General features: G+C 65.4%; 10 protein-coding genes. 7 read left to right on the top strand and 3 right to left on the bottom strand.

The window, feature by feature from the left end; all coding sequences use genetic code 11:
- The first annotated feature begins 57 nt into the window (after nt 1-57).
- The 3 genes from CBP52_RS07220 to CBP52_RS07210 are packed head-to-tail and all read left to right on the top strand — an operon-like array spanning nt 58 to nt 4,060.
- Nucleotides 58-1,395 (top strand): ISL3 family transposase, encoded by a 1,338-nt coding sequence (locus tag CBP52_RS07220; protein WP_198303495.1) that lies wholly within the window; start codon nt 58-60, stop codon nt 1,393-1,395.
- Between the two features lie 7 nt (nt 1,396-1,402).
- Nucleotides 1,403-2,626 (top strand): hypothetical protein, encoded by a 1,224-nt coding sequence (locus tag CBP52_RS07215; protein WP_232514699.1) that lies wholly within the window; start codon nt 1,403-1,405, stop codon nt 2,624-2,626.
- Between the two features lie 30 nt (nt 2,627-2,656).
- Nucleotides 2,657-4,060 (top strand): DUF262 domain-containing protein, encoded by a 1,404-nt coding sequence (locus CBP52_RS07210; RefSeq protein ID WP_198303542.1) that lies wholly within the window; start codon nt 2,657-2,659, stop codon nt 4,058-4,060.
- A 554-nt stretch (nt 4,061-4,614) separates the two neighbouring features.
- Here the strand turns inward: CBP52_RS07210 and CBP52_RS07205 are convergent.
- Nucleotides 4,615-5,532 carry a DNA cytosine methyltransferase gene (locus CBP52_RS07205; RefSeq protein ID WP_232514698.1) on the bottom strand — a complete coding sequence of 306 codons (918 nt, stop codon included), beginning with the start codon at nt 5,530-5,532 and terminating at the stop codon, nt 4,615-4,617.
- Nucleotides 5,533-5,804: 272 nt separating this feature from the next.
- Between CBP52_RS07205 and mobF the strand changes: the two genes are divergently transcribed.
- From mobF to CBP52_RS07185, 4 genes are all read left to right on the top strand, one after another.
- Nucleotides 5,805-9,416: a MobF family relaxase gene (mobF, locus tag CBP52_RS07200; protein ID WP_094182228.1), complete on the top strand. Its 3,612-nt coding sequence runs from the start codon at nt 5,805-5,807 to the stop codon at nt 9,414-9,416.
- A gap of 146 nt (nt 9,417-9,562) precedes the next feature.
- Nucleotides 9,563-11,395: a DNA cytosine methyltransferase gene (locus CBP52_RS07195; RefSeq protein ID WP_157732531.1), complete on the top strand. Its 1,833-nt coding sequence runs from the start codon at nt 9,563-9,565 to the stop codon at nt 11,393-11,395.
- Nucleotides 11,392-13,638 carry an ATP-binding protein gene (locus CBP52_RS07190; protein WP_094180406.1) on the top strand — a complete coding sequence of 749 codons (2,247 nt, stop codon included), beginning with the start codon at nt 11,392-11,394 and terminating at the stop codon, nt 13,636-13,638. Before CBP52_RS07195 ends, CBP52_RS07190 begins: the two co-directional genes overlap by 4 nt.
- Nucleotides 13,638-14,717 (top strand): hypothetical protein, encoded by a 1,080-nt coding sequence (locus CBP52_RS07185; RefSeq protein ID WP_094180405.1) that lies wholly within the window; start codon nt 13,638-13,640, stop codon nt 14,715-14,717. The genes CBP52_RS07190 and CBP52_RS07185 overlap by 1 nt, the downstream gene beginning before the upstream one ends.
- A gap of 330 nt (nt 14,718-15,047) precedes the next feature.
- Here the strand turns inward: CBP52_RS07185 and CBP52_RS07180 are convergent, their stop codons facing one another.
- Together CBP52_RS07180 and CBP52_RS07175 are read right to left on the bottom strand one after the other, a co-directional pair.
- Nucleotides 15,048-16,301 carry an APC family permease gene (locus tag CBP52_RS07180; protein WP_094180404.1) on the bottom strand — a complete coding sequence of 418 codons (1,254 nt, stop codon included), beginning with the start codon at nt 16,299-16,301 and terminating at the stop codon, nt 15,048-15,050.
- Nucleotides 16,294-16,614 carry a PadR family transcriptional regulator gene (locus tag CBP52_RS07175; RefSeq protein WP_094180403.1) on the bottom strand — a complete coding sequence of 107 codons (321 nt, stop codon included), beginning with the start codon at nt 16,612-16,614 and terminating at the stop codon, nt 16,294-16,296. Before CBP52_RS07175 ends, CBP52_RS07180 begins: the two co-directional genes overlap by 8 nt.
- Nucleotides 16,615-16,672: the final 58 nt, after the last annotated feature.

The raw sequence follows: 16,672 nt of genomic DNA, 5'->3' as shown, positions 1-16,672 counted from the left end.
GTCGAGGTCCTCAGGATCGGTAGCGACCAAGCAAACCGTTCCACGATGACCTCGACGATGCCCAACGCTACGGGGTGCGCCGCTGGCGCGCCCGCATCTGACCCCTGCCCGCGGTGCGAGGTGCTGCTCGGCCTGGACGGCGTGCAGGTGGTGGGCGTCGAGCGTGACGACGGGCGCCTGCGGGTCACGGTCCAGACGCCGTGGACGCTGATGGGCTGCCCGGACTGCGGGGTCGTTGCCCCCAGTCGGGGGCGACGCACCCGGGTCCTTCACGACGTGCCCGGGACGGTCCCCGTCGAGATCGTGTGGCGCCAGCGCCGGTGGGCGTGCCCCGATGCGGGCTGCCCGCGGCGCACGTTCAGCGAGCAGGTGCCGACCCTGGTCACTGCGCGCGGGTCGATCACGACGCGGGTGATCTCCTGGGCGATCAGGCAGCTACGCGCCGAGCACGCCACGATCGGCGGTCTGGCCCGTCAGCTGCGCGTGGCGTGGTGGACGCTGTGGCGGGTCGTCAAGCCGCGTCTGGAAGACCTGGCCGCCGATGAATCCCGGTTCGCCGGGGTGGGGACTCTCGGGGTCGATGAGCACGTGTGGCACCACACCCCGCACAAGACCTCCACCAAGGGGCCGGCGATGTTCACCGGGATGGTCGACCTGACCCGTGACCAGGACGGACGCGTCCACGCCCGGCTGCTCGACCTCGTGCCGGGGCGCACCGGCAAGGCGTACGCGACCTGGCTGACCGACCGCACGGCCGCGTTCCGGAGCGGGGTGAAGGTCGCCACCCTGGACCCCTACCGCGGCTACGCCAACGCGCTGCGCGACGAGTTGTCCGAGGCGGTCCCGGTCCTGGACGCGTTCCACGTCGTCAAGCTCGCCGCCCAGGCGATGGACGAGATCCGCCGCCGCGTCCAACAAGCCACCCTCGGGCACCGCGGCCGCGCCGGCGACCCGCTCTACCGGATCCGCAACATCCTGCACCGCGCCGCGGGCGAGCTGACCGAGCGGCAGTGGGCCCGGCTTCTCGACTGCCTCGAGCGCGGCGACCCCGGCGACGAGGTGCTCCTGGCCTGGCAGTGCTACCAGCAGGTCCGCTCCGCCTACGCCGCCGTAACTCCCGCCGCCGGCAGGGCCATCGCCGAGCACGTCGTGGCGAGCTTCGCGTCCTGCCCGATCACCGAGATCGCCCGCCTGGGCCGCACCCTGCGCCAGTGGAAGAACACCTACCTGGGCTACTTCACGACCGGCGGTGCGAACAACGGCGGCACCGAGGCGATCAACGGGATCATCGAGCTGCACCGACGCATCGCCCGCGGCTACCGCAACCCCGACAACTACCGCCTGCGCATGCTCCTCGTCGCCGGCGGACTACTCCTCCCACCGGATCTGCGATGAGCCGCGAATGGGCACCCGCCCGCCGTTCCCGTACTCCGATGTCCGGCTCCTGCCCTACCTGCAGCACTCGTTCTGGTTCCTACCCAATGTGGCTGCCTGCCAGGCGATGGCCAACCTGCTCGCGGAGAAGCAGAACGTGTTCTGGCACGACTACAAGGTCCTCGTCGTCGCAGGCACTGGCGCGGGCATTGGCCTGGATGCCCTCCCACCGGTGCGAGCGGCGATCGGCGACGGCCACGACACGAAGACGATCACCCTGTCCTGCGGCAAGCTCACCACGGGCGTCACCGTCAAGCAGTGGTCCTCGATCCTGATGCTGCGAAACCTCAACTCGCCCGAGACCTACTTCCAGGCCGCGTTCCGTGTGCAGTCACCATGGTCGATCAAGAACCCCGACGGGGACAATCCGAGCGCCGAAGCTGTCCTCAAGCCGGTGTGCTTCGTGTTCGACTTCGCGCCCACCCGGGCGCTGCGTCAGATCGCCGACTACGGGGCTGGTCTCTCGCCGGAGACGCCGAACCCGGAGCAGGCCGTCGAGGAGCTCGTGAAGTTCCTGCCCGTGTTGGCCTACGACGGGTCGAACATGACCCAGGTCGATGCTGGCGGCATCCTCGACATCGCCATGTCGGGCACGTCCGCGACCCTCCTGGCCCGCAAGTGGGAGTCCGCGATACTCGTCAACGTCGACAACGACACCCTGCGCAAGATCATGAACAACCCTGACGCCCTCAACGCCGTCATGAACATCGAAGGCTTCCGCGCGCTCGGCAACGACATCTTCGAGACCGTCGTGAACAAGAGCGACGCCGTGAAGAAGGCGAAGAAGGAGAAGGGCGAAGAGATCACTCCGGCGGAGAAGAAGGAACTCACGGCGGAAGAGAAGGAGTACAAATCCAAGCGGAAGCAGATTCAAGAGAAGCTGGTCAAGTTCGCCACCCGCATCCCGGCGTTCATGTATCTAACCGACTTCCGCGAGAACACCCTCCAGGACGTCATCACCAAGCTCGAACCGGGCCTGTTCCGCACCGTCACTGGACTGACCGTTGAGGACTTCCATCTGCTCGTGAACCTCGGCGTCTTCAACGCCACCCACATGAACCAGGCCGTCTTCGCCTTCCGGCGCTACGAGGACTCGTCCCTGTCCTACACCGGCATCGAGTCCCACAAGGGGCTGCGGCACTACGGCCTCTACGACACTGTCGTGGCCGTCGATGACGACGCCATCGCCTGACCATCTGCCAGCCCGACCGAGAGAATCCGCATGTCGTTCCAGACCCCGCGCAGCATCGAGGAGATGCTGACCGCTATCCACAAGCGCGAGTACCTGATGCCGGCGATCCAGCGAGAGTTCGTGTGGGGTGCCGATCAGATCACCAAGCTCGTCGATAGCCTCATGCGTGGGTACCCCGTCGGGTCGTTCCTGCTCTGGGACGTCAAGCCTGAAACTGCGCAGTCGTACACGTTCTACGAGTTCCTGACCAACTACCACGAGCGCGACAACCCCTACGCCGACAAGGCAACGGTTCCCTCCGGGAGTGGCACGACGGCGGTGCTCGATGGACAGCAGCGGCTCACCTCGTTGAACATCGCGCTGTACGGCAGCTTCGCGGAGAAGAAGAAGTACGCGTGGTGGAACAGCGCGGACGCGTTCCCCGTCAAGCGCCTCTACCTCAACCTCGTCGACGAGCCCGACGACGAGGAGCTCGGCACGAAGTACGACCTGCGGTTCCTCACCGACCGGGAGGCCTCCCCGGCGGACGGCGAGGCCGACAAGTGGTTCCGAGTCGGCGCAGTCCTCGATCTCGCCAACGCTGGCCCCGCGATCATGCGCGAGCTGGAGCAACGCGGCATCGCTGGATCGGCTGACGCGTTCCAGCGGCTCTACGACCTGTACGAGGCGGTGCGGGTTCTCAAGCCGATGAACTACTTCCTGGTCACCGATCAGGACGCCGACAAGGTGCTCGAAATCTTCGTCCGCGTCAACAGCGGCGGCACCACGCTCTCGTACTCCGACCTGCTGCTGTCGATGGCGACGAACCAGTGGCAAGAGCTGGACGCGCGCGAGGAGGTCCGCTCGCTGGTCTCCGAGATCAACAGCAACGCCGGGCGACAGTTCTCGTTCTCCAAGGATGTGGTGCTGAAGACCGCGTTGACGATCGCGGACGTGGATGTGCGGTTCAAGGTCACCAACTTCACCCAGGGGAACATGGCCAAGGTGGAGGCCGCGTGGCCGCAGATCAAGGGAGCCTTGCTGCGTGCTGCGACTTTGCTTCAGCAGTTCGGGTACAACGAACGTAACCTCACCGCGAACAGCGTGATCGTCCCGGTCGCGCACTACCTGCACCTCCGGGGCGCAGGTGACTCCTACCTCGACTCCACCGTGGACGCGGCCGACAGGCTCGCCCTTCAACGGTGGGTGACCCGCTCGCTGGTCAAGCGCGGCATCTGGGGTCGGGACTCGACACGCTCCTCACCCGCATCCGCGATGTCCTCCGCACTAACTCGACGAACGGCTTCCCGGTCGCTGCGGTCGAGGAGGCAATGGCGGCCGTCGGCAAGAGCCTCACGTTCGACAACGCCGAGATCGACGAACTGCTCAACCTCAAGTACGCCGGCCAGCGGACGTTCTCCGTCCTCTCGGTTCTGTATCCGGGGCTGGACCTGAGCAAGAAGTTCCACGAAGACCACATCTTCCCCAAGTCCCGGTTCACCAAGAAGAAGCTCCTCGACGCCGGAGTCCCGCTCGACAGCATCGACGACTACCTGGCGGCCGTGAATCTCCTGCCGAACCTCCAGTTGCTCGCTGGCACCGCCAACATTGAGAAGCAGGACGGCCTGCCCGCGGAGTGGATTGAGACTGCCTTCCCGAGCGAGGACAAGCGAGCCACCTACCTCGCCGAGAACGACCTCGACGGCCTTCCGCTCGACCTGGCCGACTTCACGTCGTTCTTCGAGCAGCGCAAGCAGCGAATCCGGACCCGCCTACTCGCCGCTCTGGGAACAGCACCGGGCGCACCGGAGGACGCGGCTCTGTAGTAACCCACGTTCACGCGGCGAGCAGCGACAGTGCGGACACGGCCTGGAGAGGTAGCACTCCGTTGCCCAGCGCGGTGATCTGCTGGTTCTGCGTCAGGTCATCGCTGTCCGTAACCCATCCGTTCGGTAAGCCCATGAGCCATTCGACGAAAGCTGGTGCTGGGCGGGGGTCGTCGGCGTCGTTCAGGAGGGCTGGCGCTGGCGCGGGGCGTCCGGTGATGTGTTCCCAGCGGGTGATGGCGTCGGCGTAGCGTCCCCAGCGTTGAAGAGTCCCTCTATCAGGGACCACAGGGTCTCCGATTCGGCTCTCCTGGTCGGTGAGCCAGCCGGTCCGTGGAGCGCGAAGTCGATGATCTGGTGCGACAGTGCGATCGTCCCGCGCCTCGCTCGCACCTGGTCGAGAGTCTCCCCGCCGCGCGATGAGTCGGTCGCCAGCGGGGTGCGGAACAGTGCGCCGGGCGAGGGCGAAGATGTGGAAACGTTGGTGAGGAGCGCCGATAAGGGAAGCCGGTAGGCCGATCCATCGCGCATCCAGCCGCAGGTCGGCCAGATCACCGAGAACGGCGCCGAGAGCCCGTAGAGGTCGAGCTGCGTTGTCTCCCAGATGCCACGGGTCGCGTCCATGCCGCGAAGGGTTGCGCCGTCGGGGGTTGCATCGCCGGGGTTGCGTCGGTCATGGTCGTCTCCTTCTGCGGGTGGCCGTGTCGCGGGTGAGGACAGCAGCCCGCGGACGTTCTCGATGACGACCCATTCGGGCTGGAGCGCGTCGATGGCCACGGCCATGTGCGCCCACAGACCCGAGCGCGTACCCGGGGCGAGACCGGCGCGCTTGCCTACCGTCGAAACGTCTTGGCACGGGAACCCGCCGATAAGGATGTCCACAGGCTCGACCTGACGCCAGTCGATGGTCGTGATGTCGCCGAGGTTCGGCGCGTCGGGCCAGTGGCGGGCGAAGATGCGGGCGACGGGCTCGTTGAGTTCGGAGAACCACACGGTCTTGGCGTTGAAGACGTGCTCGACGGCGAGGTCGAGGCCGCCGTAGCCGCTGAAGAGCGATCCGATCCTGAGTCCTGGGCCACCGCTGGCGTTGAGGTCGTGCATGAAGTCTGCTCCGGTGACGGTCGTCCTCGGCAACGCCTCATCCGGAAGCTGATGCCGAGCTGGTCACCTGTCAGGTGCACGACTCCGACACGCGCTCGCTGCTCAACCGAGACCCGCTTGCCGCCGCCTGAGGTCCTCCATCTCCGGCCTCGGCTCCGACCGCCATCCGAGGCCACACGCGTCTTGCAGGTCGAGGTAGAAGAGCCGGGCACTACCGGCTCAGAAGTCACCGGGTGCGGGTGCTCACCTGCTCGCCAGGAACGGAGGTGAGCATGACGGTTTCGATGCGCGTGATGTCGGCAGGTGATGGCTACAAGTACCTGCTCAAGACGGTCGCGGCAGCCGACGGCAACAGGCCGCTCTCGACGCCGCTCACTCGTTACTACATGGAAGAAGGCACACCGCCCGGCCGCTGGCTCGGCGCAGGCGTAGCGGCCCTCGGCAAGGGCGAGATTCAGGTGGGCGACCGAGTATCAGAAGACCAACTCCAGCTCCTGATGGGCACGGGCTGTGATCCGATCACCGGCGACAAGCTCGGCCTGGGCTTCCCTGCGTACAAGAGCCAGGACGAGCGGATCGAGGCACGGATCGCCGCTCTTGACCAGACGCTCACACCTGGGGCCAAGGGCGAGGCCATCGCGCAGATCGTTGCCGAGGAGACAGCTCACAGCACACGGCGTGCGGTCGCAGGCTTCGACTTCACCTTCTCCATCCCGAAGTCCGCATCGGTGCTGTGGGCAGTCGCCGACGCCGGGGTCCAAGCACTCATCGGGGAGGCGCACCATCGAGCGGTTGCGGAGGTGGTTGCGTTCATGGAACGTGAAGTTGCAGCCACCCGCGCGGGCGCAACCGCCGGAGACGGCGCGGTTGCGCAAGTCGATGTCACCGGGCTCATCGCCGCCGCCTTCGATCACTTCGACTCCCGCGCCGGCGACCCCCACATCCACACGCACGTGGTGATCAGCAACAAGGCCAAGACCGTCGTCGATGGGAAATGGCGCTCGCTTGACGGCAGACCGATGCACGCCGCCGTCGTTGCCCTCTCCGAACTACACGAAGCCGTGTTCGCCGACCATATGACGCGCTCCTTCGGCGTCTCGTGGGAGGAGCGCGAGATGGGGCGGGACCGGAATCCGGCGTGGGCGATCACCGGGGTTCCGGAAGAGCTGGTCTCGGAGTTCTCGTCCCGTGCCCGTCACATCGACGTCGAGAAGAACCGGCTCATCGCCGAGTACGTTGCCCATCACAGACACCAACCATCGAACGCGACGATCCTCAAGCTGCGAGCCCAGGCCACGCTGGCCACGAGGCCTGAGAAGCAGGTCCGATCCTTGGCTGACCTGACCGCCGAGTGGCGGGATCGCGCATCCAAGACTCTCGGTCGGGACGCGACGACGTGGGCACGCGAGATGACCGACAACGACAAACCGCTCCTGCTACGCGCCGACGACGTGCCACTCGACGTGATCGGCGAGCTCGGGCGCTCGGTCGTCGAGGTGGTCGGTGAGAAGCGCTCGACCTGGCGGCGATGGAATCTCATGGCCGAGGCATCCCGGCAGACGATGGGCTGGCGGTTCGCCACCACGCAGGACCGGGAAGCCATCGTCGCGATGGTCGCCGACGCCGCCGAACTCGTCTCGCTTCGGCTGACGCCGCCCGAACTCGCCGCGTCCCCGGTTGTGTTCCGTCGGCCCGACGGCACCTCGGTGTTCCGGCCGAAGAGCTCGACCGTGTTCACCTCCGAGTCCCAGCTCGCGGCGGAGGACAGACTCCTGGAACGAGCAGCGAACCTGGCCGGTCCGACGGTGCAGCTCGCGACGGTCGAGAAGATCACGCGCAGACCCGACGCGGACGGTCGGATGCTCGGCGACGACCAAGCCGATGCCTTGACCCGCATCGCGGTGTCGGGACGGATGCTCGACGTGCTGGTCGGTCCTGCCGGGGCAGGCAAGACCACCGCCATGAACGCACTCCGCCGCGCCTGGGAAGCCGAGCACGGCGCCGGTTCCGTCGTCGGGCTCGCGCCGTCAGCGGTCGCCGCACAGGTCCTCGCCGATGATCTCGGGATCGCGACTGAGAACACGGCGAAGTGGTGGCAGAACCACATCCTCCACGGCGACACGTTCGAGGCGGGTCAGCTCGTCATCATCGACGAAGCCTCCCTCGCCGGCACCCTGTCGCTGGACCGCATCACACACCTCGCCCAAGACGCGGGCGCGAAGGTGCTGCTGGTCGGCGACTACGCCCAGCTCCAGTCCGTGGACGCCGGCGGTGCATTCGCGATGATCGCCAGAGACCGCGCCGACACCCCCGAACTGGTCGACGTTCACCGCTTCACCCACGCCTGGGAGAAGACCGCCTCACTCGAGCTACGCCACGGACACACCCGGGCCATCGAGACCTACCTCGCCCACCAGCGCATCACCGACGGCGACGCCGAGGCCATGACCGACACGGCCTACAACGCCTGGCGCGCCGACCGCGACGCCGGACTCACCTCGGTGCTGATCGCCGAAACCCACGAAGACGTGACCGCGCTGAACCGTCGCGCCCGCGCCGACCTGATCCTCAACAAGACATTGATCCCCGACCGCGAAGTCGAACTGCGCGACGGCACCGCCGCAGGCGTCGGCGACACCATCATCACCCGACGCAACAACCGGAACCTCCGCACCATGGCAGGGCGGGACTGGGTACGCAACGGCGACATATGGACCATCACCGCCGTCGGCGACGACGGGACAATCACCATCGCACGCGACTACGGGACCGGCACCACTGTCCGCGAAGACGGCACCATCAGGGCTCGCAGGCGTGAGCGCAGGTTCGGCGGCAGCATCCTCCTCCCAGCCGCATACGTGGCCGAGCATGTCGATCTCGGATACGCAGTCACCGCCTACCGTGCCCAGGGCGTCACGACGGACACTGCGCACGTGCTGGTCGAGCCGACCTCGACGAGGGAGACCTTCTACGTCGCGATGACCAGGGGGCGGAACTCGAACCACGCCTACGTGGCTCTCGACCGCGCCGACGACCACACGCAGCCGCACCCCGGCGACGACCCGAATGCCACCCCGCGAAGCGTTCTCTACGGCGTTCTCCAGCACAGCGGAGCCGAACTCTCAGCGCACGAAACCATCGTGACTGAGCAGGAGCAGTGGGGCTCCATCGTTCAGCTCGCCGCCGAGTACGAGACCATTGCCGCCGCAGCCCAACACGACCGGTGGGCCACCCTCGTCCGCGGCTCCGGACTCACCGACGAACAGGCCGAGAGCGCTATCGAATCTGAGGCGTTCGGCCCGCTCGCGGCTGAACTCCGCCGTGCCGAGGCCAACCATCACAACGTCGAAGCGCTGCTCCCGCGCCTCGTCGCAGCGCGCGGATTCAGCGACGCCGACGACATCGCCGCCGTCCTCCACTACCGGGTCGAGCGTGCGACAGCACGACCCGCAGGCTCGGGCCGGACTCGCAAGCCGCCGCAACTCATCGTCGGCCTCATCCCACAGGCGCACGGAGTGATCGACGCCGAGATGCGAGCAGCTCTCGATGAGCGAGAGGCACTGATGGAGGCGCGTGCCGCCGCCGTACTCGACGGCGCGCTGACCGAGAGCGCGCCGTGGACGAAGGCTCTTGGAGTGCAGCCGAACGAGCGACGACGAGCCGCGACCTGGCGCAAGTCCGCACGCGTGGTCGCTGCCTACCGAGACCGCTACCGCATCACCGACGACGCACCTCTCGGTGCGCCGCCCGAGTCGGCCCCCCAGACGATCGACGCTGCGCGGGCACGAGTGGCGCTTGAACAGGTGCGAGGCTTGGAGCGGGCAGAGGAGCCGCGGCCAGCAGGGCGAACGCCGGGTAAACAGGTGCCCGGCGTCTCGATGTGAACCGCTGCGGGGTGTTCCGACGCGGAACCGACCGCATCGCTAAGATGGACTGAGGTGACGTGTCGGTTCGGCGAACCTACACGCTGCGAGAACGTCAACTGTGTTCTCCTGGAGGTGAGCGTCTAGACGGGAAGGAGCGCTGGGGCTTGGCAACGTACGCAGTGAAACTTGAGCGCTCGGCGCCGCTTACACTCCCGAGACACCCGGAAGCACCCGAAGAAGAGTCCTTCGAAGAGTGGTGCGCGCGGGAGAAGGCAACAGGGCGTCCGCTCGCCGTCGACCTCTTCTCCGGCGCAGGAGGGCTCGGTGCCGGTGTAGAAGCCGCAGGCTGGACCGTTGTCGCTGCCGTGGATCATGATCGCGCGGCCCTAGAGACGCACCAATCTAACTTCCGCGGGCTTGCCCTCGATGTGGACATGTCCGACCAAGACCAGGTGGCGGCTCTCATCGAGAGGCTCCAGCCGCTTGGGATTGATCTTGTCGCGGGAGGGCCACCCTGCCAGCCATTCAGCCGGGCGGGCCGCGCGAAGATACGAAGCCTCATCAACGAGGGAGTCCGTGAGGAGGAGGACGCCAGAAAGGAGCTCTGGCGATCCTTCATCGACGTTGTTCTCGCGGTCGCGCCTCGGGCGGTGCTCATGGAGAACGTCCCGGATATGGCAATCGGCGACGACCTGACCGTCATTCGCGAGATCGCCATGCTCCTCGAAGAGTCCGGCTATATCGTCGACTATCGACTCCTCGATGCGTGGCGTTACGGGGTGCCCCAACACCGCAAGCGCTTCATCCTCCAGGCACGCAACGACGGAGCGCTCCCGGTCTGGCCAGAACCAGCGACGACCCGTCCTACTGTTCGCGACGCCATCGCCGACCTGCCAACGCTGAACGACACTACGGGAGCACGTGAGCTGCGCTACACGGGAGAGCCCTCCAGCGCGCTGGCCAAGGCACTGCGAGGGGACGGACAGAGCGACGTCATCCACGACCACATGACTCGCCCCGTTCGCGACGACGATCGCGAAGCCTTTGAGCTCATGACCTCATCAACGCTGTATTCGGACCTTCCTGAACGGCTCCGCCGCTACCGTTCAGACACGTTCAACGACAAGTACAAGCGCCTTGACTGGGACGACTTGAGTAGAACAATCACGGCCCACATTGCCAAGGACGGTTACTGGTACATCCATCCCGCCGAGCATCGCACGCTCACCGTTCGCGAAGCCGCACGCATCCAGACGTTCGCAGATGACTTCCGCTTCGCCGGAACCCGCAGTGATGCGTTCCGGCAGATCGGCAACGCCGTTCCACCAAGCCTGGGCAAGTACGTCGCCGAGGCGATCCTCCCGTTGGACTTGCCGCGCACTGAAGCTCCCCGACTCCCAGCGATGCGCGAGCTACTGGTTCAGTGGGCGAAAGAGCAACGCGCTGTGAAATGGTGGTGCTATCCCGGCCCCGATATGACTCAGGCTGCTGCTGCCGTCGCATCGCTGCTCGACGTTCACCGCATGCCCACCGCCGCTGCTGAGACTCTCATGACGCCGCTGCGGGGCGTGGAGAAACTATCACTCGACCTGCTCCAGCACATCGATGTCCATACGCTCAGCGCTACCCGCAAGCGGACCCTGCGAGCACTCCGCGAGTGCCTCCGCGACGAGGACAACAAGGACTGGCCCGAGCATGTCGAGTCGGCGCTGGGCGAAGCCCAGGGTCGTCTCTACTCCCTGCTCCGGGGCTCTGACGAACTTGTAGTCAACGGCCACGTGAGCAAGATCGTCGTGCTCCTCATGGACCTTCCTGACGATCACACTGGCCTGCGCACCGACATCAAGGTCGCGTTGGCTCAGCTAGTCTCAAGTGGGGATGAGGCGTCACTGAGAATGTGTGCCATCCGCGGCATCACTGTTGCTGAAGCGCGGGCGCGCATTGCGTCCAACGTCCTTTCGGTGCGGGATGCGGCTCCCGAGGAGAGTGCCTCGTGACACGCGGTGCGAACCAAGACTCCGGGGCGGAGCCAGCAGGACGCGGCGCGCTACGCCCCAAAGCGCGGCTTCTCAGGACACTCGGCAGCGACCTCATCAGCAGCGACAAGGTTGCGCTCATCGAACTGGTGAAGAACTCCTACGACGCCGACGCAGGTGTCGTCCTGATCCGGTTTCGTGGTCCTCTGAACGCGGGCGAGGGAGGCATCGAAGTTTGGGATGACGGACATGGCATGGACGCTGCCACGCTCCAGAGTTCCTGGCTCGACATTGCCACCGACACCAAACGACGGAACCCACGCAGCGACGGCGGGAGGCGTGTTCTCGGCGAGAAGGGTATCGGGCGCCTTGCTGCCGCGCGCCTTGGCGAGGAGATGCTCCTTACCACGAGGAAGCAGGATGCTGACGAGGTCAAGCTCCTCATCGACTGGACAGACTTCGACCGGGAGGATGCCTACCTGGACGAGATCGAGGTCGCCTGGGAGGTCGGGGCCCCGGATGTCTTCGCGGCAAACGGTGCCGCTGCGGCGGCCTTCAGCGATCTCCACGCTGACGGGTGGCATCAAGAACGAGGCACTGTTCTCCAAGTCGACAGGCTCTCCCGGGAGTGGACTCGCGACGACCTTCTTGAGCTTCGCACGGCCCTCACCCGCCTTATCCGCCCGCGTCCGCAGGGTTCAGGCGCTGGATCGGCCAAGGACGCATCCACCGAGCCGGACTTCCAGATTGTGCTTGAGCTCACGGATGTGGACGACACGCTGGAGGATCTCGCTGGTCCGATCGAGCCGTCGGCAGACCTACGAACCCCCCACTACCGACTGAGCGGTTCGATCGATGTCAATGGATCGGCCACGCTGCACTACGAGCAGCAGGACCCGCCGGAGACCCAAGACATCGGAGTGATGCAACTCTGGAACCTCGAAGACCGCCCACCTCAGGCCGGCCCCTTCGAATTCGAGATCAGCGTCTGGGATCGAGAGAAGACCGCACTCCAGAGATCACTACAAGCAGCCAACCCCGAGAACACTGCACCGAGCGCCAGCGACCTCAAGGGCTTCCGAGACACGATGGACGAGGTTGCGGGCGTCAGCATCTACCGCGACGGGTTCCGCGTACTCCCGTTCGGTGAGAGTGGAGACGATTGGCTCGGACTCGACCTGCGACGCGTGCAGAGCCCGACGCTGAGGCTGTCGAATAACCAGATCATCGGTCACGTCTTCATCGGTGCGGACACAAACGAGAGCCTCAAAGACCAGTCCAACCGCGAGGGCATCCTCGCCGGGGTCGCCTACGCCGATCTTCAATCCCTGGTGCGGGCGGCACTCAACCAACTCGAACAACGCCGCTACGGTGCTCGACACCCGAAGAAGGAGCAGCCAGAACGTAAGGGTGGTCTGTTCGAGCGGTTCGACCTCGGTGAGATCAGCACTGCACTGAAGCAGAGCTACCCGGGCGACAAGCGGCTGCACGGCCTCATCGACGAGAAGAATCGCGACATCCAGGAGGGCGTCACACAGGTCCAGAACGTCCTGTCTCGGTACTCACGCCTCGCCACCCTCGGCGCGCTCATCGACCGAGTGCTCCACGATGGGCGCACCGTCGTCACCCGACTCAAGAACATCGCGCGCTTCGGAACCCGCGACCTCAACAAATCGAACTTGAAGGACAGCGACAAGATCAGCATCGCGCTCGGATCAATGACTGACACCGCCGAACAGGCCGAACTTCTCTCTTCATTGTTCAAGCAGATCGAGCCGTTCGGTGGACGGAAGCGCGGCCGTCCCAAGCAGATCAGCGTCGGCGAAGTCATCGACCGCGCTATCTCGATACTCCAGCAGGAAGCCGATGATCGCAGCGTGCAACTCGTCGGCGGCGGCGCAGGTACTGCGGTCAAAATCGATGAGGCAGAACTCCTGACAGTCCTCGTGAACCTGATCCAGAACGCGATCTACTGGGCCGCTACCCAACCCCACGGGATTGAGCGGAAGGTCGTTGTGGATGCCCGGTCGAACGACGATGGATCGGTGACACTCATCGTTAGCGATTCCGGGCCGGGGGTCGCGTCAGCGAACCGAGATCACATTTTCGATCCGTACTTCTCCAGCAAGCCCGACGGAGTAGGGCTCGGACTGAGCATCGTGGGAAACCTTGTCGAAGACATCTACGCGGGAGAGCTCATGCTCGTCGATGAAGGGCCGCTTGACGGTGCAACCTTCGAGGCCACGTTCAGGAGGCGAGTGTAGTGAAGCAGGTGGTGCGAGTCCTCATCATCGAGGATCAAGCGCGCGAGGCAGCGGACGCCCAACGGGAGATCACGGACGCCTTCGAGGGCAATGAGGAGATCGAGGTTCTTGTCTCGCTCGCCTCTGATTTCGACGACGGTTTCACTCGTGTTCGCAATGGCGAGAGCGATGTCGTCGTCCTCGACGTCCGGCGGGAAGCCACAGCTTCGGTGCCGGAGGACGACACTGCTGGTCACGCTACGTATCTCGACATCAAGAAGGCTCGTTTCGCTCCCGTTGTGTTCTGGACTGCATTGCCGGAGAAAGTCATTGATGAGGAGATGCCACCGCTAGTGACGGTGCTCACCAAAGAGGACATTGAGCAGCTCCCGGTCGCCATCACCGCGGCAGTTGAGAGCCGAGCGGTTGCCACGATCAACGAGATTGAGCAACAAGTCGCGGACGTTCTGACCGAGCATATGTGGAATGAGCTGGCTCCGAACTGGGCTGAGTACACGGCGGACGGCGACGCCGCCGACATCAGCCAGGTACTGCTGAGTCGGCTTGCGCGAATCCTCAACGATAAGCGGGAACAAGCCAACGCTTCACACCCGAGCCACCGCTACGTGTACCCATCACCTTCCGCGCACCGCGCGCCCGGCGACATCCTCCGCGCGACGGACGAAACGTGGTGGGTGACGCTCACTCCAGCTTGTGACTTCGCTCAGGACAAGGTCAAGTTCGTCCTTATCGCAAAGGCCGATCCACTGGAGACGAATGCTCGGTATCAGGCTTGGGCAGAGAAGAGATCGAACGGTGCGTGGAAGGAGCTGGAACGAAACGTTCTGAGGGCGACCCAGGGTCGCTACTACTATCTCCCGGCGTTCAGGGACATCCCTGACCTTGTGCTCGACCTAGAGAATGTCCGGACGATCACCGTTGACGAACTTGAACCGATGGAGGCTGTGGCCTCGCTGGTCAGTCCCTTCGCCGAGGCGCTGCTTGTGCAGCACAGCCAGTTCCGGGGCCGAATCGGTGTGCCAGACCTCAACGCCGGGTTGGTCCAAGCTCGACTTCTGTCCAGCAGCGCAGCTGACTGACCGCTCCGTCACCTACTCTGTGCTACAGGACAGGCCGCTGATCGACTGAACGCGAACCCGCTCGGATCACCGCTGAGCCTAGCGAAGGTTCGCTCGCTGGATGCCGGTCAGACTGATCCAGAACATCTCCGCCGCATGTGACGAGCGTGGCGTTGCCCTCGCGAACCAGCCGGTGAGGCCCCACGCTCGTTGCGCTGGTTACCGGGCCGGGCACGGCGCGAACGTTGCGCCCTAGGTCGTGCGCGAACTGCGCCACCTTCATAGAGCCTGAGCTGAGTATGTCAACTATTTTTGGCCCCGTTAGGGCGGCCATATCCGGCCCCGTCCGGGTCAGGATTTTCTGCTTAGCCTGACCAGGCGCAGGATGATTCCTGCCGCGAACATGAGGATGCCGAGCACCACAGACAGCGGCGGGAGGGTGGTAACCAGGGCAACGCATGCCACGGCGCCAAGTACTTGCAGTGCTTTGGGATAACGGCGGTCCGTGTCCGGCTGCGTGAAAGCGGCGATGTTGGCGACCAGGTAGTAGATCAGCACGCCGAACGAGGAGAAACCGATCGCGCCTCGCAGGTCGGCGACGGAGATGATCGCGCAGATCACCACGGCCAGGGTGGTCTCGGCCCGGTGGGGAACTTTGTAGCGGGGGTGGACGGCGGAGAGCCAGTGCGGAAGGTCGTGTTCGCGGGCCATGGCCAGGCTGGTTCGTCCCAGCCCGGCAATGAGGGCCAGCAGGGCGCCCAGTGCCGCGACAGCTGCTCCTGCCCGGACTACGGGGCCAGCCCATGACATCGACCCGGCTTCTACCGCGGCGGCGAGGGGTGTGGGGTTGGTTGCCACTCCTTCGGGGCCGATGGTCGCCAGGAGGGTGACGGCAATGACGGCGTAGACGATGATGGTGATGCCCAGGGCGATACCGATAGCGCGGGGGATGGTGCGTTTGGGGTCACGGACTTCTTCGCCCATGGTCGCGATTCTGGCGTAGCCGGCGAAGGCGAAGAACAACAGCCCCGCGGATTGCAGGATCCCGTACCAGCCGTGAGCCAGCAGCCCGTCCCCGAGAATCCTTGCCGGGTCCGGGGAGGAGCCTCCCCAGCAGGCCGCAACGGCGATCGCGAGGGCTGCCAGCACGGCGACGACGAGGATGCGGGTCAGCCCGGCTGTCCTTGTTACGCCGTGGTAGTTCACGGCGGCGAGAACGATCACGGCGGCGATGGCCACGGGACGTTCCCACCCTGCCGGGGCGGCGTAGGCGGCGAAGGTCATGGCCATGGCCGCGGCGCTGGCGGTTTTGCCGATCACGAATCCCCACCCTGCCAGGAATCCGGACCAGGGACCGAGCCGTTCACGGCCGTAGACGTAGGTTCCGCCTGAGGTCGGGTAGACGGCGGCGAGCTGGGAGGAGGATGTGGCGTTGCAGAACGCCACGAAGGCCGCGACGACCAGACCAACCAGCAGGCCGGACCCTGCCGCGGCCGCTGCAGGGGTGAATGCCGCGAACACACCGGCGCCGATCATCGAGCCAAGACCGATGACGGACGCGTCGAATGTTCCCAACCGGCGGGCCAGGGCCTGAGGGTTACTCATACGGGTTCTCCTTCGGGGACGTGGGGAGGACTTCGGCGGCGAGTTCAGCAATGGACCTGCGGCCTTCAGCCAGGGCGTCAAGGCCTGCTGTCGTAGCCCGGTAGACGCGGCGGGGCCTGCCGCCGACTACTTCCTGGCGGGAGACCAGCAGGCCGTCCTGCTCCATCCGGTGCAGTGTCGGATACAGGGTTCCGGGAGAAATGGAATACCCGTGGTTGGCCAGCTCTTCGGACATCCAGGCGCCGTGGATGTCTTCCTCGGCGGCGTGGTGGAGGATGTGGAGTCGCACGGCTGCACGCATCAATTCACGCATCGCACTCCCAATGTCGAATACAGATATCGAAATCCGATATCTGGTCTGGGTTCTACGA

The organism is Cellulomonas sp. PSBB021, from assembly GCF_002240455.1.
GTDB lineage: Bacteria > Actinomycetota > Actinomycetes > Actinomycetales > Cellulomonadaceae > Cellulomonas > Cellulomonas uda.
Note: the sequence above shows the minus strand (reverse complement) of the source record. Positions and strands in the feature narration are given on the sequence as shown.

What these genes read in the sequence shown, in the direction of transcription:
- CBP52_RS07210 (WP_198303542.1), top strand. Translation starts at nt 2,657, where the DNA reads ATGTCGTTCCAGACCCCGCGCAGCATCGAGGAGATGCTGACCGCTATC.
- CBP52_RS07175 (WP_094180403.1), bottom strand. Translation starts at nt 16,614, where the DNA reads ATGCGTGAATTGATGCGTGCAGCCGTGCGACTCCACATCCTCCACCAC.
- CBP52_RS07215 (WP_232514699.1), top strand. Translation starts at nt 1,403, where the DNA reads ATGGGCACCCGCCCGCCGTTCCCGTACTCCGATGTCCGGCTCCTGCCC.
- CBP52_RS07220 (WP_198303495.1), top strand. Translation starts at nt 58, where the DNA reads ATGCCCAACGCTACGGGGTGCGCCGCTGGCGCGCCCGCATCTGACCCC.
- CBP52_RS07205 (WP_232514698.1), bottom strand. Translation starts at nt 5,532, where the DNA reads ATGCACGACCTCAACGCCAGCGGTGGCCCAGGACTCAGGATCGGATCG.
- mobF (WP_094182228.1), top strand. Translation starts at nt 5,805, where the DNA reads ATGACGGTTTCGATGCGCGTGATGTCGGCAGGTGATGGCTACAAGTAC.
- CBP52_RS07180 (WP_094180404.1), bottom strand. Translation starts at nt 16,301, where the DNA reads ATGAGTAACCCTCAGGCCCTGGCCCGCCGGTTGGGAACATTCGACGCG.